We start from the raw sequence: 24,048 nt of genomic DNA, 5'->3' as shown, positions 1-24,048 counted from the left end.
CCAATTCTGTATGAGATGGTGAGGGTATTTCACGAATGGTGCGCCCCAGCTTAAACGATTTCGCCGCCTTCGCGGCGGTTGCCAGACAGCAGAGCTTTCGCAGAGCGGCCGACATTATGGGCGTTTCGCGCTCTGCCCTCAGTCACGCAATCATCGGACTGGAATCAAAACTGGATGTGCGTCTCTTAAATCGGACAACACGCAGCGTGTCGCTCACCCAGGCCGGCGCTCGTCTGCTCGCACGCCTTGACCCAATCCTTCAGGAACTCGATCAAGCGCTCGATACCTTGTCGGAGGAGCGCGGCACCCCGAGCGGTCTACTGCGGATTAACGCAAACAAGAGCGGCGCGCGCATTCTCCTCGAAGAAGTCGTGCCGCGCTTTCTGGACCTCTATCCCGACGTCGAGCTTGATCTGGTTTCGGAAGGCCGGCTCGTCGATATCGTCGAACAGGGCTTCGATGCCGGAATACGCCTGCTGGAAGCCGTGCCGAAAGATATGGTCGCGGTGAAGTTCCGTGGCGACGTGCGTTTTATAGCTGTGGCGGCACCGTCCTATCTGGAGGGGAAGGCTAAACCGCAAACGCCCGAGGATCTTCATGCACATTGCTGCGTGCGCCAACGTTTGCCGAGCGGGAAGCGCTATCGCTGGGAGTTTTCCAAACGCGGCACCGAAGTCGCAATCGATGCGCCGGGCAACCTCACACTCGATGACAATGATCTTCTCGTGCAGGCGGCGGTGGACGGGCGCGGTATCGCCTATGTTCCCGATTACTTCGCTCAACCGTATCTCAGGTCCGGTCAGTTGGTGACCGTGCTGGATGACTGGTGCCCGCCGATACCGGGGCTGGCACTCTATTACCCTTACAGTCGACGCGTGCCGTCCCCATTGCGAGCTTTCATCGATCTGCTGCGAGAAGTGGACAGGATGAGATGAAGAAGCGACGGTAAACTGTCTCTGCGCTGTCAAATCAATCCAGCAAGACCGGCAGCATCCTACCGTTCTGAAACGTTTCGGCGCGGTGGATGACCATCGGCTTTCGATATTTGGTCGATCATTACCCCGCGCGAGATCTAGCCACAGGGGTTGCGTCGGTCGTCAGCCGGTATTCAGCCATTTCTTCGCGCGTAAGATAATAGAGCTGGTTGGGCGGGGTCTCCAGCGCATGGATCCACAAACCCGCGCCGATACCCATTTCATCGAGGTGTCGCGCGACGCGCGCGGTGATTTCCTGAGCGCTGGACATCGCCTCTTCCGCTGACGGTCGCTCAATGCTGCCATTGAATACCTGATGTACGCCCACCACGGCATCTTTTTCGGCCGATCGTGTCACGCCACCGGCAAAGACGATTGGACAAGAGGAAGCGCAAAGCGCCTTTTCCGCAACCTTCGTGGCTATTTTCTTCTCCCGGATCAGCTTGGATATCGTAATGGCGTCATCGACCGAACCTCCCGGCGAGTTCAAAGACACCAATTTAATATACTCGCCACGGGCCTCGAACTCGCTGGCAAAACGACCTGCTGCGCCGGGGTCGATAGTCCCTTCGGCAACGAGCACGCCACCCGAGACAAGATTGAATGTCATCGGCTTGCGCAAGACTTCCTGAGGGCTCGAAGGTTGGACTGGCGGCCCGCCAGGCGCTCCCGGCGCGGTCGTCGGTGGGAGAAAGGTGGGCACGTCCGGCAATGTTTCAAGACCCGGTCGCGCCGCTTCGGCCGTGCTGATCTCCCGGATATCGATCACAAGAAAGGCGGCGGCTGCCGCGAGCAGCACATAAAAGGCTCCGCGCATCAGCACCCCGTCGTCCATGCTGATCACGGCCTTGAGCGCGGATGCCGGTTTCATGTCGCCGGACCTTTGCGCGGCGTTTTGTTGAGACCGAGACTGGTGATGTTGTTGGCCTCCGTCTCGTCCTTCGCGTCTTCAGCTTCGGCAATGGCATTTTCCGTGGCCTGCACTTCCTTGGCTGACGTTGCTTCGGCGGCAATGGCCTTCTGCATCGCCAGCGTCTGCATCAGTTCTGCTACGGTAATCCGTTCGGCAAACGGCATGGTCTCTTCCTGCCGGCGGATTGCGCCATTCACCACGGCCAGAATGAACACCATGACACCTGGCAGCAGGTCGATGGAAATCGCCCCGGCCCATGCGGGAATGAAATCGGAAGCATAACGCAAAACGGCTTCCGCCGACGAAAGCGGCACGAAACGTCGCTCGGCTACGGGAGCACGCGAGAGGATTTCGTCGGCTGCGTCGGACAACACCTTGGATTGCGCCGCGACCGAACTGCGGATGGTTTCCATCACGCGGTCCTGACGACTGATCAGATCCTGTTCGCCGCCGTCGGGGATTGGAGCGATGAAGCCAAGAGAAAGATCGTCGGCCGCACGGCGGATGGAGGGAGCGATTGAGGTTTGCCCAAGCGAAGCAATGACGCCGGTAAGTGCTACGACCTCCGACGAGAACTTGTCTGCGCGTGGTTCGACAACGCCGGGTGCCGAAACGAGACCACGCATGGTCTCGAGGCGTTTCTGGCCTTCGTTGAACAGGCTGGTAACCTGCTCACGCGAGGCGTTGATGCCGTTTTCCAGTTCGTTCAGTTGCGACGACATCTGTGACAGCAGCGAGACGACGCTGCCGGAACCGGTGGTGCCGGTCAGCGCGCCCGACTGTCGTTCGGATGCGGCAAGTTGGGTGAAACGCTCCTTGGCACGTTGAATGTCCGGCAACAGGCTCTGTGCTGCCAGCGCATTTTGGTGCGCCTGATCCAGATCTTCCGTGTAATCCTCGACCGTTTCCGCAAGATGCTGTTCGAGTGCTGCCGATCCTGCGAGCGCGGCAGCATTCAACCAGCTCGACATGGCCAGGATCATCACGCAGCCCACGACCATCACCGCCAGCATGGCAGTGCGGCTGGAACGGCTGGTGACGTGCGGATAAAACCGCGCCATGTAGGACCAGAAGGCATAAATGCCAACGGATACAGAGGCCGAGTAGATGATGGCGGCAAAAAAGACTGCGGTCGGCGAGCCGTCAAGAATGCTGCGCACACCCAGATAGGTGTAGACGCCGGAAGCGAGTGCGAGAACGGCAAGGGCGAAACGTGTCATCGTTTCGACCGCCACCAGGCTTTCCTGCAAGCGATGCGATGCGCCAAGCGCCATGGGCGATCTCCGGAAAAGGAATGTATTCCTTAACACTGACTTAAAATTCGGCGAATTCAAGGCTGCTAAAATGCTAGACTTCCGCAGTGCACTGTGGCCGGTCAACTTTCGGTTATTCCTGCCCGAAACAGCGGCGTGTGTCTCTGAGTCGAAATAAATGCGGAGGTCCGAAATCTAGCCGCACGTCCTCAGTTGATGTTGAACTGCTGACGACTGGAACAGCATGTTTTCACGTAAAGCACATAGATGGGATCCCCTGCTGCCCATTTGGAGCCGGTTCTTTTTGGCGCGACCTAAGACAATGTCGGGCGACCTTCCGGAGCCGAATGCTTACGGCCTCGCCACGCGAATTGAACACTTTGATGCCGTTGAGGCCTTAAGGTTCGGCGCCGGGCGCGCCGTCGAGGCTGTGATTACTCGAGCCTCAAACTTTCATTTCGAACCAGACAGTCTCAAATAACATGTGCGACCTGAAGAGCAGTCAGAACTTCGCCTTTCAATTCTGCAAGGCGCAGAGCGTGACGGTCTCTTGGGCGGGGAACATCGACGTCGATGTCTTTCTGTATACCGCCATTTCTTGCGCCCATCATGTAAATCCTGTCACCGAGATAGAGCGCCTCGTCAATGTCGTGGGTGACAAGCAGAAACGATATGCCGCGCTGCTCCACCAGCTCGAGGATCAGGTCCTGCAGCTTCATGCGCGTGAACGCATCCACCGCGCTGAACGGTTCATCCAGCAGCAATATTCGAGGTTCGGTGTAGAGCGAGCGCGCAATCGCAACGCGCTGTGCCATGCCTCCGGAGAGCGCCTTCGGCAAAGTTGCCGCGTGCCCATCCAAGCCGACATCTTTGATCAGCCGGTTGACCTTGGCAACATCGAAGCGGCGACCATCTGCATAGCCTATGTTCTGCGCCACCGTTAGCCACGGCATCAACCGCGGTTCCTGAAACACAAAGGCGACGGGCGGAAACGACGGTCTGCCGAAATCCCCGACCACGTTGACCGAGACTTCACCGGCATATCGCTGGTCAAGCCCGGCGGCGATACGTAGAAGTGTACTCTTGCCACAGCCGCTTGGCCCGAGCAAAACGGCTGCTTCGCCATCTTCAAGGTGAAGACGAATATCATTTAGGACAATTGTGTTCCCGAAGGACTTTTCGCGCACATCGATGTCGAGAAGGCTCATGCGGCTTTCCCTCCAATCGATGTAGAATACGTATCGCGCCAGGACAGGCAACGATCTTCAACGAGTTTGAAGGCGCTATCGGAAATCTTGCCAAGTACGGCGAGGCAGATGATGGCGATCAGGACGAGATCTGGCCTCGACAACTCGCGCCCATCCGAGAGCATGTAGCCGATACCTTCCGATGCCGCGAGTAGCTCAGCCGCAACGACACTCAGCCAAGCAAGCGACAAACCGTAACGCAGACCGGTAAAGAGGTGTGGCAGGGAGGCCGGAATGAGAATGCGCCAAACAAGCGTGGGCAGCGATTGACCGTACATCTCACCCACCTCGACCAATTTACGATCAACATTTCGAATACCGGAGAAGAGGCTTAGATACACCGGAAAGAAAGCGCTTTTGGCGATCAGCACGATCTTGGATGTTTCGCCTATCCCGAACCAGATCATCAACAGCGGCACCCACGCAAGGCTTGGTACAGCGCGCAACGCCTGAAAGCTGGGCTCAAGATAGCGCTCAGCAGAGTACCACAGTCCGACGATCGATCCGACAATGACAGCAAGGAGCGAACCGGCAACAAAGCCAAAGAACACTCGCAAGCTACTGGCTGCAATATTTGTCCAGAGCGGTCCCTCAGCCAGATAGAGAAACGTGCTGTACAGATCCGAAGGTGGGGGCAACACATAAGGGCTGACCCACCCTAGACGAACAAAGAATTCCAGCATCAACAACGCACCAACCGGCACGATGGCGCCACGCAGATCGATCGACAGAAGCGTCCGTCCAAATCCCGAGACCACACTTAGAGGACTGGCTTTCTCCTTCCTCAAACTATCATCATGCCGAACCTCTTCGCTGGAAAGCGTCATGCCCCCACAGCCTTCTTCGCAGGCGCTGGATCGATGAGCTGCGAGAGAACGTCATCGACATTCACACCCGGACGCAACACCTCTGGCCCAAGAAGCGGGGTTGCGGTTTTGATGGAGGACAGCAGTTCGTCACCGGGAACGGGGTCCGTCCAACTGCGCCGCGCAATCGTCCGGCGGGTAACCTCGGCATCGCCGCCCGCCTGCGCCGTGACGAATGAGACGAACTCATCGTTGTTCTCACGTATCCACTTTTGCGTTTGCACCCAGACGCCAAGCAGGCGCTCGACGGCTTTCGGATGCTTTTCCAGAAACGCTTCGGATACGCTGAAGACGCTGCCTTCACGCCAGCTTGGATCACTAAAGATTGCGCGATTACCGGCGATTTCGGCCTGTGCGGTCTGTGGATCGATACCGACCCACGCATCCACCTGCCCCTGCTGAAGCGCCGTAAAGCCTTCAGGATGCTGCAGGTTGACGACCTTCAGGTCGTTGATCGTCAGATCGCTTTTGGCCAGAGCACGAACCAGCGTGAAATAGGGCGCCGTTCCCTTCGTCACCGCAATCGTCTTACCTTTCAGGTCAGCCACAGACTTCAACGGAGAATCTGCCTTGACCTGAATGATGGACGAACCACCCCAGCTCGCCACGTAAATGACCTTAAGCGGAACGCCATTCGCTCGCGAAAGAAATGCGGAGAGTGCGGCAGACCCAGCAAAATCCGTAGAGCCAACCTTCAGAAATTCGAGCGAATTGTTGCTCCCACGCGATTGCACCCAGGAAATCTTCGTCCCCACATCCTTGAATGCGTCTTCCAGCCACCCCTTGTTTTTGATCAAAAGCGTGTGGGAGGAATAATAGCCCCAGTCCAGCCGAAGCTCGGCAGGATAATCCGGAGTCTGCGAAAACGCATTTTTTGAAATGAACGCTGAAGACAGAGCGACGCCGATAGCGCCAAGTTTGAGAGCGCCACGGCGCGTGATATCAGAAGCCATTATCTACCCAATCCATTAACTTAGTGGATTATTGTAATCTGGCTGATGACGCGTGGTCGCGCAAAACTTTCTCGTATTAGAAGAGACGGTAGGAATTTCCTTTCTGGAAGTGGTCGAAGAGGGAACGGATCAGTCCCTATGTCTTGAGAGATCGTGTAGCCCTCGCGGCAGCCTGTTCATGCATTCGGTGCCATTTTGCGTGACGAGAAATTGATCCTCGATCATCAATGCCCCGAAATTCTGACCATAAAACGGAGCTTCTAGTGCAACCACCATGTCTGTTTCGATACGTTCTGAATTATTTGCGGAAAAGAACGGCCACTCCTCAATGCCTGCTCCCCCTCCTACGGAATGGCCGAAATGCCCGCGGTAGTATTCGCCAAAGCCATCACGCCTCATGGAGCGAAGCATCGCATCGTGAACCTTACCGAAAGTATGTCCCGGCTTGATCTGTTCAAGGCCTGCGTCGAAAGCGGCTTCCAACGCGTTGAAGATATCCTGCGCCAATTGCGACGCGCGACCAAATGTGAATGTGCGAGCACCATCGGAAGAATAGCCTTCGACAAGTGTCCCAACATCGGCCTTGATGAGCGCATCCGGTGTGATCTTGGCGTCACCGTCCGAAAGATTGGGGCCGACGGAAATAAAATCCCAATGCCCGCTCAGCGCGAAGCCGCCAGCCCTTGCAGTATCGTGCGCTCCCGCTTTCCAAGCCGTGGAAAGTTCGGCTACCGAGGCGTCTGGTCGAACAGCCTGCACCATGCGCTCAAGCCCACCCTCCGCAGCATGCGCAGCGCGCCTCAACCGTTCGATTTCAACGGAGGTTTTGACGGATCGTAGGCGTCGCAGCACTAGCGAGCCATCGACCCACTGGACGTCCGTGATCAACACCTTTAAGGCTTCAAAATCGGCCGCAGGCATAAATTCGAGATCAACGCCAATTCTGCCGCCCTTAAGGCCCCTGTCCTTCAGTAAATCGGATAAAAGGTGGAAACAGGCTGCACGATTAAAGGTCTCAGGTCTTGGACCCACGGCTGCGCTACGCCTATAGGCACTATCCACTCCCGCCACAGCATCCACTCCCGAAAGGTCAACAGCGTCGATCCAGATCCGATGGGTTCGTAGGTCGATATGCGAGGCCTTTTGTTGAACGATAGGCGCAGCATGATCGCTGACGATTGCTCCAAGCGGCAGATGAGCATCTCCGGGCACAAGCGCAATGGCAGCTCCTGCCCTACCCCACATGGTCGCTACGCCAGCGGGAGCGCCAATCGCATATTGAAATGCTTCGGGTTGAAAGAGAACCAGGGCATCAAGCCTCGCTTCCCTCATCAAGCGCTCCGCCCGTTTCCTGTCGATATTACTCACGTATGCTCTCCATGCCACCCGTCAATGGCTTAGCTTAGGAAAGAAAAAATCGCCAGAAAGGAACCAAGACTAAAAAGCCGCCGCTAGACCCTTGCTCGCCTTGGCGGTGTCATTGACGAAGACATGCGTTAGGATTTTCGATAACAACCGAACAATGGCCAGAAGGATTTGCGCCGCTTCGGGGCGGGACTTGATCCAACTCGCAATTTCCGATCGTCTCTCCTTTAATGGCAAGGATTGCGCAAGAAGACAGCCTCACCCCGCGAAACGACGTCTAGGTCAACTCGAACCGGATTTGCTGTGCGCCTTCCCAAAGCGTCTTGTTACCCAGAACCGCCAGATTTTCGAGGTTAGAGGTTATGGTAATGAAGTGATTGCCCGCAAGCTGACCCATTTTTGACGAGAAATCGACGCCGCCGTAAGCAATCAAAATTTCGGTCTCACTGATACCACCGGGGTAGAGGATGATATGACCGGGCGCCGGATGGCTGGTATGGTTTTCGTAGCCTACGCCAAAACTATAATCACCAAGTGGAATCCATACTCCCTCACCCGACCACCGAACATGGACGATTTGACCTTCGAAGGGCAGGTGTTCAATGAAAGCTTTGCAAGTTTGCGGCGCTTTTTCTGTTTCCAGCACTGCGTCGAACACGAAAGGGCCTGCGGTTATTTTCAGCTTCATAAATTCAGGTCTCCAGACTGGTTAAATCGATTTTGGGCCGCGGGTAAGTGCCGAACGGTAAGTGCCATCGCCCTTATTGCCAACAAGCTCACCGTCGCTCACCATCACGCGCCCGCCAAGAATGACAGTGGTTGGCCAGCCGTTTACGTCGATCCCCTCGTAGGGCGAATAGTCAGCGCCGTCGTGCAGGTCGGCATGACGTATCGTCCTGTTGATCGTTGGGTCCCATATGGCGATGTCGGCATCCGCCCCGATCGCGATGGTGCCCTTCTGGGGATATAGACCGTAGGTTTTGGCATGATTGGTGGCCGACAGAGCGACGAAGCGCGGCAAATCGATACGACCTTTCATAAACCCTTCAGAAAACAAGATTGGCAGACGGGTCTCAACGCCGGGAATTCCGTTCGGAATGTGACGGAAGCTTTCCAAGCCCTTGGGCGAACGTTTGCCGCGTTCGTCGTCGTAACGGAACGGGCAATGGTCCGATGAGAACAGATCGAAAATGCCCGTCTCGATGCCGCGCCAGCATTCTTCCTGCGCAGTCTTGTTGCGAGGCGGTGGCGAGCAAACGAATTTTGCACCTTCCCAGTCCATGCCATCGAGATCGTCAGCGGTGAGCACCAGGTATTGCGGGCAGGTTTCGCCAACAACCTTGATACCACGAGCCCTAGCTCTGGCAATTTCATCCATCGCTTCACCGTTCGAGACGTGGACGATGACGATAGGGACATCAACGATTTCGGCAAGCGTCAGAGCGCGATGCGTCGCCTCGCGTTCAACCGCCACTGGCCTCGTAGAGGCATGGGCGCGTGGCGCAACGTCACCGGCGGCTTCATGCCGGGAGATGAGAAAGCGGATGGCATCCTCGTTCTCGCAATGGACCATAACCGTCGCGCCGGTGGACCGCGCGACATCGAGTGTCTTCAAAATTTCTGCGTCGTTGAGCCGCAGCCCCTCGTAGGTCATGAACACCTTGAATGAGGAATATCCGTCGGCGGCCAACGCCGGTAGCTCCTGGCCCAGCAACGAATCCGTCGGATCACTGACGATCAGATGGAAGCTCACATCCGTGTAGCAATTGCCTTCCGCGAGCTTGTGATAGGCGTTCAGCGCCTCGCGCATCGGTTTGTCCTTCTCCTGCAGGCAGAAGGGCATAATCGTGGTGTTGCCGCCAAAGATCGCCGAACGGGTGCCGCTTTCGAAGTCATCCGCCATAACGATACCGTCGCCGGATGGCTGGGAGATGTGAACGTGGCTGTCGATGCCACCAGGCAGAACATATTTCCCACTGGCGTCTATCGTCCGAGCATCCCCATTGAGATCTTCACCAATCTGCACGATTTTGCCGGCAACAATCCCTATATCGGCTCTGAAGACGTCAGAGGCGGTCGCGATCGTGCCATTCTTTATGATTAGGTCAAACTTGGTCATTTCAAACTCTCAATGATGAAGAATTTTGCTGAGAAAGGCCTCAGTGCGGGGATTGTGGTGATTGCCGAAGAAGTCTTCCGTTGGACGATCCTCTACGATCTCGCCTTGGTCAATGAAGATCATGCGGGTAGCGACGCGACGGGCGAAACCCATTTCATGAGTAACAACCATCATCGTCATGCCTTCACCGGCAAGGCTGGTCATGACATCCAGCACTTCCGAGATCATTTCGGGATCGAGCGCCGATGTCGGCTCGTCGAACAACATGGCTTTCGGGTTCATGGCAAGCGCCCGGGCTATCGCCACCCGCTGCTGTTGGCCACCTGACAGCTGGCTCGGATATTTGTGAGCGTGCCCTGTCATCCCGACCCGATCCAAAAGATCCATGGCTCTTCTTTTTGCGATGCTTTCGCTGCGGTGAAGAACGATGCGCTGAGCCAGCATGATATTGGCTTCGATTGTCAGATGCGCGAAGAGTTCAAAATTCTGAAAGACCATGCCCACGCGCGAACGCAGGTCCGGAAGACTGGTGGCTGGATCATTGACCTCGATACCATCGACACGGATCGACCCTTGCTGGATCGGCTCCAACGCATTGACGCATTTGATCAGAGTCGACTTGCCTGAGCCGGACGGCCCGCAGACCACGACGACTTCGCCCTTGGAGACACTGGTCGAACAGTTCTTGAGAACGGCAAAATCGCCATAGTGTTTGCTGATGCCGGTGATCTCGATCATGATCGCCCCTCTTGAAAACGGTTGATGGAAAAGGCCGACAAATCCCGGCCTGGATCGCGGCCCAGTACGAGGTCGGCGGTAAGTTGGCCGATGAGAGGCCCGAGCGTATAGCCATTGGATGTAACCGCGTTGAAGAAACCGGGCATATCGGGATGCTCTCCGAGGATCGGCGCACCGTCGATATTGATGTTCATGGCAGCCCAACTGCGGATGACATGCAGTTTGCGCAGGCCCGGTACAACGTGTTGCGCTACCCAAAGATTGCCTTCCAGACTTGGAAACAGCGGTCGCGGATGGCTGTGAACCAGATCGAGTCCCGCAGTCCAACCGCCACCGATCAAAAAATTGCCGTTGGCGGCTTGCTTCAGCGTCAAGTGGCGATCGGCATGGGCAACCAGATGCGAAATCGTTGGTGCAGCGGCCTCGGTCACCACCATTTGCAACGGTGCCCCGAACACCGGAACGCCGAGGCCAATCATTGCACCGACGCGTGAGGCGAACGCGCCCGCAGCGTTCACGATCCGTCCTGCGCGCAAGGGACCGCGCGAGGTTTCAATCACGAACGCCGATCCATCACGGCGTATCGACAGCACTTCGGTACGGTCAAATACGCGAGCACCGGCTGCCAGAGCACCGTCATGCACATGTCGCGTCGCAACGAGCGGATTGATCTTACCTTCCATTGGACAATAGGAGGCACCGATCATCAACGGCGACAGAGCCGGCTCCAGCTTTCGCAGGTCGTCGCGGCCAATGACGTGGCACTCGATGCCATTTTGACGTTCGACCCGCGTCTTCTCCTCAAGGAAGCGTATATGCGCGTCGGTCTCGGCTACCATCAGGCCGCCTGTGATCTTCATCTCGAAATCACGGTCCAGCTTCTTTTCCAGCGTCTGCCAAAGCGTGATGGAATCTCGCTGCAGGGCAAGCGTTTTCGCTGCCGGTCCGCCGCCAGCTTCGGCGCGGACTCCATGATCAAACGACAATAACTGCGCATGCAGGCTACCAGCATTGCCGCCCGATGCCAGACCGCCAGGAAAGCCACGTTCCAGCACGACAACATCTTCGCCCGCTTCAGCCAGAAACAGCGCGCAGGACAGTCCTGCAATCCCTGCACCTATGACTACAATGGATGCTTCTTTCAGCGGCAGCGGTTCGGAATGAGGTAGCGGAGAACGCTCGGGAAGAAGCGCTCTTTTATGCCCTCCCCATTCGGGTTTCTCGACCGCAAGCGCAGCGAGTGGAATTGGCCGCAGCGGGATTTGCGGAGCGAGAAGCCCGTTGGTCTCGGTTGTCGGTTTGCCCGCCAGCGACGTCAAAGTACGTCCGCAGTAGCGGCTCTGGCAGCGTCCCATACCGGCACGCGTCAAACGTTTCAGCGTTGCGATATCCGTCGATCCGTGGACAACGGCCTGCCTGAGAGCACCGATTGAAACATTCTCGCAACGGCAGGCGAGAACAGAATTTTCTGGCTCCAACTTCGTTTCGGCTGGTGCAAACAATCGCCAGAGTGCCGCCTGAAACGTTTTTGCACGTGCCAGCTTCTTGTGCGTGGCGGTCTCAGGCATTGACTTCAGCCCGAGCTTTTCTGCAATCGCCAAACCGGCAAGCCTGCCTTCAGCCATCGCCAGGTGAGCACCACCGAAACGCACTGCTTCGCCGACGATGTGGATGTGATGAAGCGAACTTTCACCATCCTCAGCGCAGTTTGCTGTGAGCGTGCCATTTTCGGAAACACTGTGGGCGCAACCGAGCAGTCGCGACAACTCGTTGGAAGAGGCAAAATCGCCACCGAGCAGAACGGTATCGACCTTGATGCTCGTCTCGACACCAAAGCTCGAAAGCGTCACCGACTCTACTCGACCATTGCCGGTCATATCAGAGATTTGCGTATTCCAGGCGAGCTTGACACCCGCTCGTTCCAGCCTCGCGATTTCCTTCATGCCTTTCAGGGCAAGCACCGCATCATGCCGAAAAACGGCAAATGCTTCGGCTGGGCGGCTCCATGGTGCGCTGGCCTGTTCCGCGAGACACACGACCTCGCCGCCAGCCCTGACGATTTCGCTTGCGACTTGAAAATTGAGAGGACCGTTCCCGGCGACCAAAACGCGCTGGCCTGGAAGTGTGCCGTAGCTGCGCAGCAGAGTTTGCGCTGCACCCGCCGTCATGACACCCGGCAGTGTCCAGCCCTGAATGGCGGAAGGTCGCTCGAACGCACCCGTGCCGATGACCAGCATGGTGGGTCGGCAATAGAAAGCTCCTTCAGGGCCTAGACAGGAAATGATTGGTTTGCTGTCCTCACCGTGCGCTGCGCCCCAAACGGTCACACCCGAAAGGATGGTCACGCCGAGCGAACGTGCTTTTTCTATCAGCCTGGCACCATCTGAGGCCTGGCGATCCCCCTTCAGGGCCAGACTCGCGGACGCCGTGTTGGGCTGTTTGAAGAACTGGCCGCCGGATGTGTGTCGCTCATCAACGACAGTGACAGAGGCACCCGCTTCCGCCGCCGCAACCGCTGCGGCCAGACCACCCGGACCCGCTCCGACAACGAGCAGATCCATTTCCAACTCGGCAAGGCGAACAGGGATTGGTCTGAGGTCGGCAAGGTTATCAGAACAGATGTCCGGACGCATCTGCTGGCGATCGATGCGCATACCGTCCTTGACTGGCGTCATACAGGCCCGCTGGCTGGTGCGGTTATCAACCGTCACAAGGCAATCGTGGCAGACGCCCATACCGCAAAACAGGCCACGCTTCGCTCCGGCAGCATCCGTTGAGAAATCTGCGCGACCGAGCGCGGTGAGCGCAGCCGCGACCGAAAGGCCCGGATCGACGCGATGCGCAACGCCGTCGATATGGACGGTCAGTCTGACATCCTGAATGATCGATCCGGGCATATCTTTTGTCTCCGGTTCAGTTCTGGTGGAAACGCAGGCCGAAACGCTCGACCAAAGCCTTCATCGCGGCATCCTGTTCCACCGGCAATGGCAGGCGGGGCGGCAGTGGCGATCCTGCCGCAAATCCCATATGGTTTAGAAGCGCCTTGGAACCAGCAACATACGTCTGGCCCCCAACTGCCTGGATGATGGGAAGCCATTCGAGATAAAGCGCACGAGCTTCCTCGTATTTCTTCTCATCGGCCGCGAGCGTGAATATCCGCGACATCGCCGCTGGTGCTACGTTGGATGCAACGGCCACCCACCCCTGTGCGCCCATGACGAAAGATTCAAAGCCGAGAATGCCACCGAATGGGGTCATGTTGCTTCCAGCCAAACGAACAATGTCGCGAATGCGGGTAACTTCAAGCGTCGATTCCTTGACGTAATCGCACCCATCGATTTCGGCGATACGCGCCAAAAGCTCCGGTTTCATATCCACATTGGACGTTGCAGGGTTATTGTAGACCATGATTGGAATGGAAATCGAGCCTGCTATGGTTTGGTAATGCGTTACCAGCTCGTCATCGGTGGGTGTCGAATAGAAGGGGGGGATGATCATCACGCCATCCGCGCCCATTGCCTCGGCCTTGCAGCTCAAGCGAACGGCCTCGCGGGTATCTTCCGCGCCAGTCCCGATGAGCACCGGAACCCGTCCAGCGGCGGTTTGGATCACTGTGCGGGCAACATTGTCCCAATCCTCATCGGAGAGTGAAAGAAATTCACCTGTCGAACCGAGCGGGATCAACCCATGGACGCCCTCACGGATCTGCCAATCGGTAAAGGCGGCGAGCGCTGGCAAGTTGACCTTGCCGTCCGCATCGACGGGAGTAATCATCACGGTGAAGACACCACGAAACGTCTTTGGCATGCAGAAAGTCCTTTATGAGTATCAGCGTTTTTCCGTGAGCTGCATGGGTGCGGTAGACTGGCCGAAGCGTCTTTCGATGCGCCGCTGCACGAAGTCCCAGACAGTGGTCAGGAGAAGGTAGTAGATGGCGGCAACCGCAAAGAGTTCGAGTACCATGAACTTTTCCTGGATCAGCACCTGGGTGCGCCGCAGCAGCTCCTCCATTGAAATGACGGAAGTAACCGAGGTTGTCTTGAGCAGGCCGTTCACCGAGTTGCCAAGTGGTGGAATAATGACCTTGAAAGCCTGCGGCATAACGATGTAGCGCATGATTTGCCGGTCGGTCATGCCAAGGGCCTTTGCAGCACGCGCCTGCCCTTCAGGTACGGCTTCAATGCCGGAACGTATAATCTCCGCCAGATACGCCGCTTCATTCAAGGCGAGCCCGATCAATGCCGCCTCGACAACAGAAAACTTGATGCCGAGCTGGGGTAGTGCCGTGTAGATTACGATAAGCTGCACAAGTAGCGGCGTACCCCGGAACAGCCAGATGTAGAACCAGCCGATACATCTCATCAGCCTCAGCCTGGACCGACGCATTAGCGCGACGATAAAGCCGAGTAGCAGGCCGAACACGAGGGAGACGCATGTCAGCCAGATCGTGTTGACAACGCCTCCCAGAATAAATGGATTGACGAGGTAGTCGAAGAAGCCTGACCAGTTCCAGTACGACATCGTGGGACCTTTGTTGCTACGGAGATGCCGGACGAGCCGGCATCCATCAGAATGGTGACCCGTTCAGATCAGCGGTTGGGACCCTTTACCGAATAGTCGCCAGCAATCATCGGCAGGCCGTAGCTGTCGAAAAGCTTGCCGAGAGAGCCATCCGTCTTCATCTCTTTCAAGACGCTGGACACTGCGTCGGCAAGCGGTGCACTCTTGAAAGCAACGGCAACAGGTGCAGGATAGAGCCCACTGATGGCACGACGAAAATCGCCACGGCTATCGTATTCCTTCGCTACGCCATCGATTGAGACAACGCCCTCAACCTGACCAGCACGCAGCGCCTGAAATGCGAGGGCAAAATTGTCGAATGTCTGAATAATCAGACCCTTCTTACCAGCAGCCTTGAGTTCTGCATCAAGAGCCCGGGTCTTGGTTTCTTCAAAACCGCCGAGTTCAACACCGACCCGCAGACCATCAAGACTGTCCTTGTCCTTGACGGCAGTATTGCTTGTCGCGACTGAAACACTGATTGCCTGATCCTCATAGGGGATCATCTGCATGATGGCTGCACGTTCCTTGGTGAAGAAAATGCCTGTGTTGATCATATCCCATCGGCCAGCCTGAAGACCGGGAATCATCGCCGAAAATTCGATACGGACGTATTCCGGTTTGAGGCAAAGACGCTTGGCGATTTCCTTGCCAAGCTCGATGCGCATGCCCTTCAGCTCACCGGCGGAATCCACATACTGCAGCGGTGGCAAAGTCGGGTTGGTCGACATGGTTAGCGTCCCGGGCTTGACCAGCTCGGAATCGGCAATCTTAGGTGTGCAGTCCTGCGCGAACGCGGATGCTGCAGCGGACATCAACAATACGGATGCAATCGAGATGGTACGGAGTGACATGGGAACCCTCTGGTTTTTTCGATCTTCTTGCGGACCTGACCAATGATGCTTGCGATATCTGCATTCATCTGGTATACCAATTTCATACACAATCATTTGCCATATGCAACACCTTTCCGCTGAGGCTGCAAAAAATTGAAATGTCTGGATGATGGAATTGAACGGCGTGGATCAGTATGTCGAAAGCACGTTTTGACGCACGCGATCAAGATGCAGCACCATCGCCGCGCGAGCAGCTTCTGCGTCGCGATCAAGAAGCGCTTGCACGATTCCCTTATGATCGCTCAGGCCGGGTTTGCGTTGCGCAAGCTTACGCTGGCGCTCAAAGATCGTCGTATACCGTCGCATCTGCAACACCGTATCCGCCATGAAGGGATTGCCGCTGGCGTCTGCAATTCCCTGATGCAACGCATCATCGAAGGCCCAAACGAAATCAGGGTCTGGGTCGGGATCCGCCTCCATGGCGTCAAGCATCGCAACAAGTTCTGTGACGGTTTCAGCAGCTATACCCTTGCACGCCATTGCAGCAGCGCTTGGTTCAACGAGCATTCGCATGGCGACGCTGTTGAGGTAGTCGGCAAGGGTTACGATCCGCACAGTCAGGACGCCTTTGGCGTTGCGCACAAGAAGCCCCTGCCCCTCAAGCCGACCCAACGCATCGCGCATCGGCGAGCGCGAGACGCCGAGTCGCGCTGCGAGCCTTCGCTCCTGCACGACCGCGCCACCTGCCAGTTGCGCCGAAAGGATTTCCTTGAGCAACGCCTGATAGGTTTCATCAGCAAGACTTCTTTCGGCTGTGACCTTGGCATCCATCCTCTCGACTCCGCTGTATTTGACAACATCGCCCGGTATGAACCATGGCAGAACACAAGAAAAGCCTTTCTGGCCGTATCGCGCGAGAGTAGTGCAGTGGCGACTTGGAGACCGATACACATTGACACACGCAGACACTAATTCCGGTATCGGCAAAGCATCCAAGGAAGCTGGCCACAAGCTAGCTGCCTTGGCTTACAACGCCGTTTCAGACATGATCCGACACCGCCGTCTTGGGGGTGGACATGTCATCGTTGAAGCGCAGCTTGCGGAGATGCTTGGGGTGTCGCGCACGCCCCTGCGTGAAGCGCTACAGCGACTTGAGGGCGAAGGCCTGGTTCACAAGGGTGACGGGCGAAATTACGTGGTACGACACGTCGATATTGGCGAATACATCCAGAGCCTGAAACTGCGTCTTCTCATTGAACCACAGGCGGCAGTTCAGGCCATGTCCAGCATTCCCGGCCGCAAGCTCATAGAAGTCAGGCGTGAAATAGACGAACTGATGGGCGCCACGGCCTATCACACAGATGCACATTGGTTTTCAGATGACCACCTTCACAATCTTATCATCGACCACTGTGGCAATGAGGTAATGGCTGGCGTCTTGCGCAACCTGCGCGCTGCAACGCGGCTCTTCGAGATTGGCCAATTGAAAGACCGCCTGAAACCAGACTCTACCGAGCACCTCGTGATCATAGAAGCCTTGCAGCGAAATGATCCGGATGCCGTGTTTGAAGCAACAAAAGCGCACATTGAAAGTCTCATTGGATTTGCGCGAATGCATCTCATTACTAATGAGTGAGCCATCAACGGGCTCGCGCTCAATGCTGCATGATATCTTTTTGCGTTTGGTTCTTACGCGTGCCGACCGCCAGTCCGCGCTTCTCAAATCTAAAAACACTAAAATCAGGAATGACAGAACATGTTGACCATCAATCGACTTAGCATTGAAGATGCCCGCGTACTCATAGAAGGCGCTCGTGCCAAAGCTCACGAGATCGGCGTACCGATGTGCATCGCCATCACCGACGAGTCCGGACAGCTTATGGCATTTGAACGAATGGATGGCGGCAAGATCACAAGTACGATCATAGCGCAGGATAAAGCCTACATCGCCGCTGGAGCAAAACGGACCACAGAAAGCTATGGCGCGGCGAGCCAGCCAGGTAGCCCTGCATTTGGGATCAACTCAGCAATCGGCGGACGCTTGATGGTCGTCGGCGGCGGCTTGCCCGTGATCATCGGCGGTGAGGTCGTGGGCGCGATAGGCCTCAGCTCCGGAACGCCAGCACAAGATACTCAGTGCGCCCAAGCAGGGATTGAACACTTCATTTCGAGCGTTTCCAGCTGAAGGCGCCTGCTCAAATTTGGGGCTCTGCCGTGGAAGACCTCAGCGGTTAGCCTATTTTTTAATCTAAAATTATATTTGACTTTATTTTGTGCTAATCTTAAAAATTTCAACCAAATGGTAAAACCAGGGGAACGTTCATGAACAATAAAATCATCCTGAGCCGTCGCGGTGTGCTCGCGTCGGGACTGGCGCTCAGCGCCACCGCCTTCATACCTTCCGTGCGGGCAGCAGCGCCGATCAAAGTTGCGGGCATCCACGGATCACCTGTAGAAAATGCCTGGAATTCTGTCCTTCACAAAGCGTTGCAGGATGCGGCATCGGAAGGTGTCATTGAATATGTTTTCTCAGAAGGTGTCTCCGGGACGGACTACCCCCGGGCAATGCGCGAATATGCGGAACAGGGTGCCAAGCTGATTATCGGCGAGACGTTTCCGGTGGAAAAACAGGCGCGCGAAGTTGCAACGGATTATCCAGATACGGCCTTTGTCATGGGTTCCAGCGGCAAGGAAGCTGGCGACAATTTCGGCGTCTTCGGCACCTGGAATTTCGACGGAGCCTATCTTGCCGGAATGCTCGCCGGCAAAATGACGAAGTCGAATATCGTTGGCTCCGTGGGCGCAATGCCCATCCCGGAGGTCAACATGCTGATCAACGCCTTCGGCGAAGGCGTGAAGGCCGTCAACCCGGATGCGAAGCACATCGTTACTTTCATCGGCACTTTCTTTGATCCGCCGAAAGCCCGCGAGGCGGGGCTGGCTCAGATCGATTCCGGTGCAGACATTCTATTCGGAGAGCGGATCGGGACGGCGGATGCTGCGAAAGAACGCAAGATCAAGTCTGTCGGTTCGCTGATCGATTATACTCCGCGCTATCCGGACACGGTCTTCGCCAACGCGCTGTGGAACTTCCGTCCGATCCTCAATGCAGCCCTCGCAGACGTTGCTGCCGGAAAGGCGACCGGACGGGACTACACCGCTTACGGCCTGATGAAGGAAGGCGGCAGCGACATCGTTTATGTTAAGGGCACTGCACCGGCGGATGCGGAAGCTGCCATGGAAGCAAAGCGCGCAGAGATCAAATCCGGTGCGTTCATGGTTCCCAAAATCACGGACGAGCCAAAGTAAGCCTTGCCATGCAAGCCGATGCAACAGCGCTGTCCAAGGCAATTTCCTTTGGGCAGCTCACATCACTCGAGGCCATGCAGGCCTCGTTAGGTGCCGCCCGGACACACGAAAGTCTGGGCGCTATCGCCTACATGGACCCAGATAAAGGGCTCAAGGCTGCCGAGGCGATGGACGCGCTCCCAACCGACCAGCGTCTCGCCATGCCTTTTGCTGGCATACCCACGCTTGGCAAGGATCTTGGTGGACCCTTTGCCGGGTTCCCGATGGCGGCAGGTTCCCGTCTCATGAAGCGCCGTGGAGGATTGGTCGATTCCGATCTTGCCGAGCGCTTCCGGGCGGCGGGCTTTTGCCTTTTTGGTCTGTCCACCAGTCCAGAATTCGGCCTGTCTCTTGCCAGCGAGCCCGCCATCGGCCCGATCGCACGCAACCCCTTGGCACCGGATCTGTCTGCTGGCGGCTCTTCTGGCGGTGCTGCGGCGGCGGTCGCGGCAGGCATCGTCTCCATCGCTCACGCAACGGATGCAGGGGGCTCAATCCGCGTGCCAGCTGCCTGTTGCGGGCTTGTCGGGTTGAAACCAAGCCGTGGCGTCATGCCGGCAAGCCCACATTTTGACAATCATCTGGCCGGGATAGCAACCGAGCTTGCAGTTTGCCGGTCTGTCCGGGACACGGCTGCGGTGTTTTCAGCACTGGCTGGCGCGACACGCGGTCCGTTTCCACCCGTTTCCTTGCAGCCAAAGCACGGAACCAAGCTTCGTATCGGCGTGGTTTCCGACACCGGTTCGGACCTTCCGACCTCGGCAGAACGGTGTCTGGTGGTTGAAGACGCTGCCAAATACCTTGAAGCTGCCAGGCATGTGCTCGTCCCTGTTCCTTTTACGGCTATAGAAGCAATCGCCGCTACGAGCCGCCAATCCTTCATTGACATTGTCAGCATCAATCTTGCCGACACCATAACCCGTTTCGACCTCGATGTTTCGAAAACGGAACGCCTAACGCAAGCCGTCATCGAGCGCGGCCTGTCTCTCTCGGCGCGGGATGTCTGGCACAGCCTGAATGCCATGCTCATGGTTAGCCGTAATCTCTGGCGTCTGTTCGATGACATTGATTGCCTGCTCAGCCCCATATTGTCGTCTGCTCCCTTGCCAGTGGGCTCGTTCCCCAGCGACCATGGTGATACGGAGCTACATTTCCACCGGATGGCCGCTTTTGCGCCTTTGGCAGCGCTCGCCAACGCCTCCGGTTTTCCGGCCATAACCCTGCCGTTCGGATCGGACAGTGCCGGACTGCCGCTTCCCCTGCAGCTCATGGCGCCCATGGGCGCAGACCATGTGCTTTTGCAGCTTGCCGAACAACTGGAGCAGGATGGTCGCTGGCAGCACCATTTTCCCGTCGCAGGATTGCCCACATGACGACACCGGTTCTGGACATCATTGGCGTCAGCAAGACATTCGGCACGACACGTGCCAACGACAACATCTCGCTATCGCTCGCCAAGGGTGAGATCGTCGCCCTTCTAGGAGAAAATGGTGCGGGTAAAACGACGCTGATGAGCATTCTGTTCGGCCATTACGTGCCCGATAGTGGCCGGGTACTTGTGGATGGTCAGGAATTGCCGCAGGGCAAGCCGCGTGCTGCCATTCGTGCTGGCATCGGTATGGTGCATCAGCATTTTGCTCTGGCACCCAATCTCACCGTTCTGGAAAATGTGATGACTGGCACTGAAAGCCTTTGGTCATTGCGCTCGCGCCGAGCAGAGGCCCGGGCCAAACTACTGTCGATTTCCACCCGTTTCGGCCTCAAGGTGGACCCGGATGCACGGCTTGGCGATCTTTCAGTCGGTGAACAGCAACGCGTCGAAATTCTCAAAGCGCTGTACAATGACGCGCGTATCCTCGTTCTCGACGAGCCGACCGCCGTCTTAACACAGGCGGAGGCGCAAGGGCTTTTCACGACGCTGAAGGACATGGCCCGGCAAGGATTGTCACTGATATTCATCTCCCACAAACTGGATGAGGTCATGTCGACGGCAGATCGGATTGTGGTGCTGCGCGGCGGGCGGCATGTTGCCGAACGCAGGGTGTCTGAGACCAGCAAGGCCGAGCTTGCCGAATTGATGGTGGGACGCACCGTGACGCGACCGGTGCGTGATCCCTCCATGCCCGGAAACGTGGCGCTGGAGGCCGTGTCGATTACCGTTCGATCCGGCGGTGTAGACAGACTGAAATCAGTCGATTTCCGACTTCGCGCCGGTGAGGTGCTTGGCATTATTGGCGTCTCAGGCAATGGCCAGGCCACACTTGCTCGGTTGCTTTCCGGCACGCAAGCAAAAACCGGAGGCGATCTGCTGCTGTTCAACAAGGCGGTCGATAACCTATCGGTTGCCGATGTGGTGTCCTCGGGCATCGGTCGCATTCCGGAAGACCGGAACAAGGAAGGTGCCATTGGCGAAATGGCGATCTGGGAAAATACCATCCTGGAGAGATTGCCATCCTTTTCCAGAAGAGGAATGGTCCATCGGAAAAGCGCGATGGCCTTCGCACAAAGGATCATCGATCAGTTCGACGTTCGCGGCGGCTCTCCCGCAAGCCGTATCCGGCTTTTATCCGGCGGCAACATGCAAAAACTGATCCTCGGCCGAAACCTCATCGACAGACCACACATCCTGCTTGCAGCACAGCCCGCTCGTGGGCTGGATGAAGGTGCGGTCGCAGCTGTGCATGAACGCATTCTGGAAGCGAGACGCCGGGGCACTGCGATTTTGTTGATTTCGGAAGATCTGGACGAGGTCATGGCGCTGTCTGACCGTATTCAGGCCATCGTCGGCGGGCGCTTGTCGCCACCCATCGATGTGGAACAGGCGACGTCTGGCAAGCTTGGTCTCATGATGGCCGGAGAATGGGACAAGGAGGACGCTCATGCGATTTGAGCGCCGAGAACACAGACCGGCAGCGCTTGTGATTGCAACCCCGGTGATCGCTATCGTCGTTGCATTGGGGATTGCGGGCGTGCTGATCGCTCTTGCCGGAGCGCCTGTCCTCGAGGCCTATGGGCGCATCCTGAAAGGCGCCTTCGGCTCCAGGCTGTCAGCCACCGAAACCCTGACCCGGGCAACACCTCTCATCCTCACCGGTCTTGCCGCCGCCGTCGCATTCCGTGCCAAGCTTTGGAACATAGGGGCAGAGGGACAGCTCTATATCGGCGCGATCACTGTTGCCTGGCTCAGCTCCCATTTTGTCGGCTCAATGCCGTCCGTCGTTCAGATTCCGATTCTGCTTGTTGCAGGTGCCGTCGGCGGCATGATCCTGCTGCTCGTGCCGCTGTGGCTGAGATTGCGCTTTGCTGTGGATGAGGTGGTGACGACGCTGCTGCTCAACTTCGTCGCCGTGCTTTTCGTCTCCATGCTGATCGATACGGTGTTGAAAGATCCGATGGCATTCGGCTGGCCTCAGTCTGAATCGGTGACTGATGCCGCCATGCTTCCCAAGCTGCTTGCCCGTTCGCGTCTGCATCTGGGGCTGGTCATCTCCATCCTGCTCGCCTTGCTTCTCGCCTTCGTGCAGTCCCGCACGGTTTTTGGCATACAGTCGCGTGCAGCGGGGCTCAATCCGCAGGCTGCGGTCTTTGCCGGTGTACCGCTCGGTCGCACGCTCGTTATCGTCGCTTGCATATCCGGTGGACTGGCAGGCCTTGCAGGCGCGGTGGAGGTCATGGGCGTGAAGGGCTATGTCACGACCGACCTGTCTCCGGGCTATGGATATTCGGGAATCGTCGTTGCCATGCTGGCCAATCTCAATCCGCTTGGTGTTGTGTTGGCAGGCCTTTTCACCGCCACCATGTTTGTTGGTGCGGACGGCATGAGCCGTAGCCTTGGTATTCCAAGCTACATTGCTGATGTGATCGTGGCATTGTCGCTGCTGACGATGCTGGTTGCCGTCTTTTTCACCCAGTACAGGATCCGCCGATGAGCGCCATTGTGGACATCTTAGCTTCCGCCGGGATGTGGGCAGCGGTTCTCAGAATCGCGACGCCTTTGATCTTGGGAACGCTGGGCGCGGTTTTGAGCGAGCGCACAGGCGTGCTCAACCTCGGCATTGAAGGCATCATGACGTTCGGCGCGATGATCGGCTGGCTTTCGGTTTACAACGGTGCCCATCTCTGGACGGGCTTTCTCATGGCTGGGCTTGCCGGAGCAGCGTTCGGAATGTTGCACGCGCTGCTGACCGTTACTCTGGGCCTGTCGCAACACGTATCGGGACTGGGGGTGACGCTGTTCGCATCCAGTTTCAGCTACTACGTATTTCGCCTCATGGTTCCGGTTGGCGGCACGCCGCCGACGATCACGCCGTTCCAGCCGGTTTCCATTCCGGGTCTGAGCGATCTGCCGTTCATTGGCCCCGCCGTTTTCGCGCAGACGCCACCAACCTATGCTGCGGTCGTTATCGCGCTGCTGTTTGCCTATGTGATATTTCGCACACCGCTTGGATTGGCGATCCGAATGACCGGTGAAAACCCGCATGCAGCCGAAGCACAGGGTATCAACCCCATGGCGGTGCGCTACGGAGCCGTGATTGCAGGAAGTGCTCTGATGGGCATGGCGGGCGCCTTTCTGACCTTATCCGCATTCAACAGCTTTTTCCCTACCATGGTGCAGGGACGCGGCTGGATCTGCATTGCGCTGGTGGTCTTTGCATCCTGGCGGCCGCAACGGGCATTGATCGGTGCGCTGCTCTTTGCGTTTTTCGATGCCTTTCAGCTTCGTCTTCAGACGGTGCTTGGCGGTGCAGTTCCCTATCAGATTTTCCTGATGATCCCTTATGTTCTGTCGATCGTGGCGCTTGCAGTGATGGCACGAAGCGCCCGTGTTCCACAGGCACTCATGCAACCCTATCGGCGCGGCGAACGCTGATCAAGA

At 57.0% G+C, this 24,048-nt stretch carries 22 protein-coding genes; 8 read left to right on the top strand and 14 right to left on the bottom strand.

Features of this window, described 5'->3' with window-relative positions:
* Nucleotides 1–35: 35 nt before the first annotated feature.
* Nucleotides 36–935, top strand: a complete 900-nt coding sequence (locus ASF29_RS08325; RefSeq protein WP_062450226.1) for a LysR family transcriptional regulator — start codon at nucleotides 36–38, stop codon at nucleotides 933–935.
* Between the two features lie 121 nt (nucleotides 936–1,056).
* On the opposite strand, the gene ASF29_RS08320 is transcribed toward ASF29_RS08325, so the two are convergent.
* From ASF29_RS08320 to ASF29_RS08250, 14 genes are all read right to left on the bottom strand, one after another.
* Nucleotides 1,057–1,845, bottom strand: a complete 789-nt coding sequence (locus tag ASF29_RS08320; protein ID WP_062450225.1) for a hypothetical protein — start codon at nucleotides 1,843–1,845, stop codon at nucleotides 1,057–1,059.
* Nucleotides 1,842–3,161 (bottom strand): hypothetical protein, encoded by a 1,320-nt coding sequence (locus ASF29_RS08315; protein ID WP_062450224.1) that lies wholly within the window; start codon nucleotides 3,159–3,161, stop codon nucleotides 1,842–1,844. Before ASF29_RS08315 ends, ASF29_RS08320 begins: the two co-directional genes overlap by 4 nt.
* Nucleotides 3,162–3,613: 452 nt before the next feature.
* Entirely contained in the window at nucleotides 3,614–4,348 is a 735-nt protein-coding gene (locus ASF29_RS08305; RefSeq protein ID WP_062450222.1) for an ABC transporter ATP-binding protein, read from the bottom strand.
* Entirely contained in the window at nucleotides 4,345–5,214 is an 870-nt protein-coding gene (locus ASF29_RS08300) for an ABC transporter permease (RefSeq protein WP_062450221.1), read from the bottom strand. The genes ASF29_RS08305 and ASF29_RS08300 overlap by 4 nt, the downstream gene beginning before the upstream one ends.
* Nucleotides 5,211–6,206: an aliphatic sulfonate ABC transporter substrate-binding protein gene (locus ASF29_RS08295; RefSeq protein ID WP_062450220.1), complete on the bottom strand. Its 996-nt coding sequence runs from the start codon at nucleotides 6,204–6,206 to the stop codon at nucleotides 5,211–5,213. Before ASF29_RS08295 ends, ASF29_RS08300 begins: the two co-directional genes overlap by 4 nt.
* Nucleotides 6,207–6,335: 129 nt before the next feature.
* Nucleotides 6,336–7,574 carry a Xaa-Pro peptidase family protein gene (locus ASF29_RS08290; protein ID WP_062450219.1) on the bottom strand — a complete coding sequence of 413 codons (1,239 nt, stop codon included), beginning with the start codon at nucleotides 7,572–7,574 and terminating at the stop codon, nucleotides 6,336–6,338.
* 274 nt (nucleotides 7,575–7,848) lie between these two features.
* Nucleotides 7,849–8,259, bottom strand: a complete 411-nt coding sequence (locus ASF29_RS08285; protein ID WP_062450218.1) for a DUF3830 family protein — start codon at nucleotides 8,257–8,259, stop codon at nucleotides 7,849–7,851.
* 21 nt (nucleotides 8,260–8,280) lie between these two features.
* Nucleotides 8,281–9,690: a dihydropyrimidinase gene (gene hydA / locus ASF29_RS08280; RefSeq protein ID WP_062450217.1), complete on the bottom strand. Its 1,410-nt coding sequence runs from the start codon at nucleotides 9,688–9,690 to the stop codon at nucleotides 8,281–8,283.
* A gap of 9 nt (nucleotides 9,691–9,699) precedes the next feature.
* On the bottom strand, nucleotides 9,700–10,428 hold the full coding sequence (locus ASF29_RS08275; RefSeq protein ID WP_062450216.1) for an amino acid ABC transporter ATP-binding protein: 729 nt from the start codon (nucleotides 10,426–10,428) through the stop codon (nucleotides 9,700–9,702).
* Complete coding sequence (locus ASF29_RS08270) at nucleotides 10,425–13,325, bottom strand: FAD-dependent oxidoreductase (protein WP_062450215.1); 2,901 nt, start codon at nucleotides 13,323–13,325, stop codon at nucleotides 10,425–10,427. The genes ASF29_RS08275 and ASF29_RS08270 overlap by 4 nt, the downstream gene beginning before the upstream one ends.
* Nucleotides 13,326–13,341: 16 nt before the next feature.
* Nucleotides 13,342–14,235 (bottom strand): dihydrodipicolinate synthase family protein, encoded by an 894-nt coding sequence (locus ASF29_RS08265; protein WP_062450214.1) that lies wholly within the window; start codon nucleotides 14,233–14,235, stop codon nucleotides 13,342–13,344.
* A gap of 21 nt (nucleotides 14,236–14,256) precedes the next feature.
* On the bottom strand, nucleotides 14,257–14,949 hold the full coding sequence (locus ASF29_RS08260) for an amino acid ABC transporter permease (protein WP_062450213.1): 693 nt from the start codon (nucleotides 14,947–14,949) through the stop codon (nucleotides 14,257–14,259).
* Nucleotides 14,950–15,017: 68 nt separating this feature from the next.
* Nucleotides 15,018–15,842: an ABC transporter substrate-binding protein gene (locus tag ASF29_RS08255; RefSeq protein ID WP_062450212.1), complete on the bottom strand. Its 825-nt coding sequence runs from the start codon at nucleotides 15,840–15,842 to the stop codon at nucleotides 15,018–15,020.
* Between the two features lie 171 nt (nucleotides 15,843–16,013).
* Nucleotides 16,014–16,655 (bottom strand): GntR family transcriptional regulator, encoded by a 642-nt coding sequence (locus tag ASF29_RS08250; protein WP_062450211.1) that lies wholly within the window; start codon nucleotides 16,653–16,655, stop codon nucleotides 16,014–16,016.
* A 121-nt stretch (nucleotides 16,656–16,776) separates the two neighbouring features.
* Between ASF29_RS08250 and ASF29_RS08245 the strand changes: the two genes are divergently transcribed.
* The 7 genes from ASF29_RS08245 to ASF29_RS08215 all read left to right on the top strand — a co-directional run bounded on the left by ASF29_RS08245 (nucleotide 16,777) and on the right by ASF29_RS08215 (nucleotide 24,042).
* The gene (locus ASF29_RS08245) at nucleotides 16,777–17,460 is read left to right on the top strand and encodes a GntR family transcriptional regulator (protein WP_062450210.1); all 684 of its coding nucleotides are present in this window, start codon (nucleotides 16,777–16,779) and stop codon (nucleotides 17,458–17,460) included.
* A 120-nt stretch (nucleotides 17,461–17,580) separates the two neighbouring features.
* Entirely contained in the window at nucleotides 17,581–18,009 is a 429-nt protein-coding gene (locus ASF29_RS08240) for a heme-binding protein (RefSeq protein ID WP_062450209.1), read from the top strand.
* 137 nt (nucleotides 18,010–18,146) lie between these two features.
* Nucleotides 18,147–19,133 (top strand): BMP family protein, encoded by a 987-nt coding sequence (locus tag ASF29_RS08235; protein ID WP_062450208.1) that lies wholly within the window; start codon nucleotides 18,147–18,149, stop codon nucleotides 19,131–19,133.
* An 8-nt stretch (nucleotides 19,134–19,141) separates the two neighbouring features.
* A complete protein-coding gene (locus ASF29_RS08230) occupies nucleotides 19,142–20,545 on the top strand; it encodes an amidase (RefSeq protein ID WP_062450207.1) in 1,404 nt (467 codons plus the stop codon).
* A complete protein-coding gene (locus ASF29_RS08225; protein ID WP_062450206.1) occupies nucleotides 20,542–22,062 on the top strand; it encodes an ABC transporter ATP-binding protein in 1,521 nt (506 codons plus the stop codon). Before ASF29_RS08230 ends, ASF29_RS08225 begins: the two co-directional genes overlap by 4 nt.
* Nucleotides 22,052–23,101 carry an ABC transporter permease gene (locus tag ASF29_RS08220; RefSeq protein ID WP_062450205.1) on the top strand — a complete coding sequence of 350 codons (1,050 nt, stop codon included), beginning with the start codon at nucleotides 22,052–22,054 and terminating at the stop codon, nucleotides 23,099–23,101. The genes ASF29_RS08225 and ASF29_RS08220 overlap by 11 nt, the downstream gene beginning before the upstream one ends.
* Nucleotides 23,098–24,042, top strand: coding sequence for an ABC transporter permease (locus ASF29_RS08215; RefSeq protein ID WP_062450204.1), 945 nt, complete (start codon nucleotides 23,098–23,100; stop codon nucleotides 24,040–24,042). The genes ASF29_RS08220 and ASF29_RS08215 overlap by 4 nt, the downstream gene beginning before the upstream one ends.
* Nucleotides 24,043–24,048: the final 6 nt, after the last annotated feature.

The sequence above is a fragment of the Rhizobium sp. Leaf262 genome (assembly GCF_001422245.1).
In the GTDB taxonomy this organism is placed as follows: domain Bacteria; phylum Pseudomonadota; class Alphaproteobacteria; order Rhizobiales; family Rhizobiaceae; genus Agrobacterium.
Note: the sequence above shows the minus strand (reverse complement) of the source record. Positions and strands in the feature narration are given on the sequence as shown.